This window comes from Thiorhodococcus drewsii AZ1, assembly GCF_000224065.1.
GTDB lineage: Bacteria > Pseudomonadota > Gammaproteobacteria > Chromatiales > Chromatiaceae > Imhoffiella > Imhoffiella drewsii.
In genome coordinates this window covers 1-2195 of sequence record NZ_AFWT01000096.1, presented here as the reverse complement: position 1 = coordinate 2195, position 2195 = coordinate 1, and the positions used below count along the sequence as shown (strand labels likewise).

The 2195-nt window shown below is 60.8% G+C and carries 3 protein-coding genes; 2 read left to right on the top strand and 1 reads right to left on the bottom strand.

Going from position 1 to position 2195, the window contains the following annotated elements:
- Positions 1-992 (bottom strand): IS4 family transposase (locus THIDRDRAFT_RS23055; protein WP_007043358.1); only part of this gene is annotated, 992 nt, incomplete at its 3' end.
- Positions 993-1653: 661 nt separating this feature from the next.
- On the opposite strand from THIDRDRAFT_RS23055, the gene hemP reads away from it, so the two are divergent.
- Both hemP and THIDRDRAFT_RS23050 read left to right on the top strand, forming a co-directional pair.
- Positions 1654-1962, top strand: coding sequence for a hemin uptake protein HemP (hemP, locus tag THIDRDRAFT_RS25195; protein ID WP_007043357.1), 309 nt, complete (start codon positions 1654-1656; stop codon positions 1960-1962).
- Positions 1955-2195, top strand: a 241-nt coding sequence (locus tag THIDRDRAFT_RS23050; RefSeq protein WP_007043356.1) for an IS3 family transposase, incomplete at its 3' end; no start/stop codon positions are given. The genes hemP and THIDRDRAFT_RS23050, both read left to right, overlap by 8 nt.

The window sequence follows — 2195 nt, the reverse complement described above, 5'->3', positions numbered from 1 at the left end:
TGTTCGGGCCTCTCGACGGGGAGATTGGTCAGCAGCAGCCACTCGAGCGGGTCATCGTTGCTGGGAGGGTCGATCTCCGTGGCCAAGAGCGCGGTGACAGTGACCTTGCTGAGCCGACGGTCGCGACGGTACGGGGCCTTCAAGGTCACACGCACCGCCTTGAGGTGCTGCTCGACGGGACGGGCCGGTTTGCCGTGTCCGCCCGGGCGCGTAAAAGAGATCGTGGTCAGCACCGGCGCGTCCGCCAGCGCCTCGCGCAGAGTGCGTCCATCGCTGAGCCGACGTTCATGATACTGACCCCGCACCAGCCAATCGGCCCCGTGATCGGGACAAGGGGCTTCGACGAACAGGTCGTAGAGATCGCCCTCGCGGTCAGCGATGTAGGTCAGGCGCGTGTCGGGCAGGGCCTCGGCCAGGGCGTTGACCTGCGCGAACCCCTCGACCCAGCGCGCACTCTCTTTCTCTTCGAGCGGACGGCTGGCCGCTTTGTCCTGCCCCAGACGGCCGGGCTTGCGGGCCCAGGTATGCGTGTCCAGGACGCCCAACGGGATCCGATCCGGGGTGACCGCCAGGGTCGGATGCAGATACAGCCCCCAGCGCGATTCGTAGTTGAGCGGCCCCAGGCCATTCATGCGCCCCTTCTTGGTGGTGTAGTCAAGTTCGGTCGTGTCCTGGATGCACAGCACCCGCTCATGGGCGCGCAGGCGTTCCTCGGTACGCTCCACATGCGGCGCCAGCACCCGCTTCGCTGTAACACGATCCTGATCGAGCAGGCGATAGGCCGCGCGCGTCTCGTCCCACCCGCCGCAGGCCGTCGGAATGCTTTCACTCGGCTTCGTACCCAGTTTCCCCAGCACCCGCCGCGAGCGCCGATTCAGGCGGACATCGCCCAGATCGATGGTGCCAAGCTCCTGCTCCAAGGTGCCCAGCGGCAGGTCCTCGGGAAATTCGGGGGCTCGATCAATCGGTTGATTTCGCGCTGTCTCGTGCATCGTTCTCCATCCCAACTGTCGGCGTTCACGTCACAAACAGTGCAACGGAAACCCAGGCGACAAATCCAGTCTTGGGCCGCAATCGAACAAGAAATGTGTGCGGAACTGGTTCGAGATATGGGTAAAGGGATGGGCTCAACGCGGAGGCCGGAGCCGTAAACATCACAACACGCCGACCGACGCACTGGACCGAAAGGGACGTCCGAGACGAGATCGGTGAGGACAATTACATCAAACCACTCCCCGCCTTTCTGGGGTTCGACACACCCGTCCTGGCTTGCGAATCGCCGGCGCGAACATGCGGCAGCTGGAAATCTGCTCGGATAACAATGAGCCGACCGGAAAACGCGAAGTAAATCCCGATGTCCGATCGTAGTGGGGACGGGCGCTCACCCACCGTCCCCACCACGCATCATCAAAGCGTGCCTATAGAGCTAAAAGACAAGAGGAGACCGAGTACGAAGGCTGCCGCAAAAATGGCTGGCAGCAGACTTCCACCAAGGTTCAGGATGGATCGAATCATCGATTTAAATACCTCATGCATGGCGTGGCTGACCTACCTGGAGTAGCTGTTGAAGCACTCCTTTCCTGCCTTGAAATACAAATGATAACTGTTATCATTTAAAGGCACAACCACCTTCACCAAAGCCGGATCCACATCATGAGCATTCACACCGAACACGCCTCAGCAAATGACGAACAACCTCCTGAGCGGCCACAAGATCGCACCAGCGGTGCAGAGTCAACACGACCGCTCAGCGTCTACAGTGCTGAATTACTCGGCTCAGACCCGGAGCTGACCATCCTCCACGCCGGTGAACGCTATCGGCTGCGACGCGCCCGCTCCGGACGGCTCGAGCTGATCGGTCCTGATACGCTGCCACAACACGCCCTACTAAAGTGGACCCTAAAAATCGGACAGTCATTTAAGTTGTCAGGCCGGCACGAAAGGGTTGATCACAATGGGTGAAGCAAAGCGCAAAACCTACGCCGCCGCGTTCAAAGCCAAAGTGGCCTTGGAGGCCATCCGTGGGGTGAAAACCGTCAACGAGATTGGCCAGGAGCACGGTGTGCACCCGGTTCAAGTTGGGCAATGGAAGAAGGAGATCTTGGAGCACGCCGGCACGCTGTTCGAGACCAAACGGGGGCGCAAACCTGCGGATGATCAGAGTGCGCCGGAGCGCCTCTACAGCGAGATCGGGC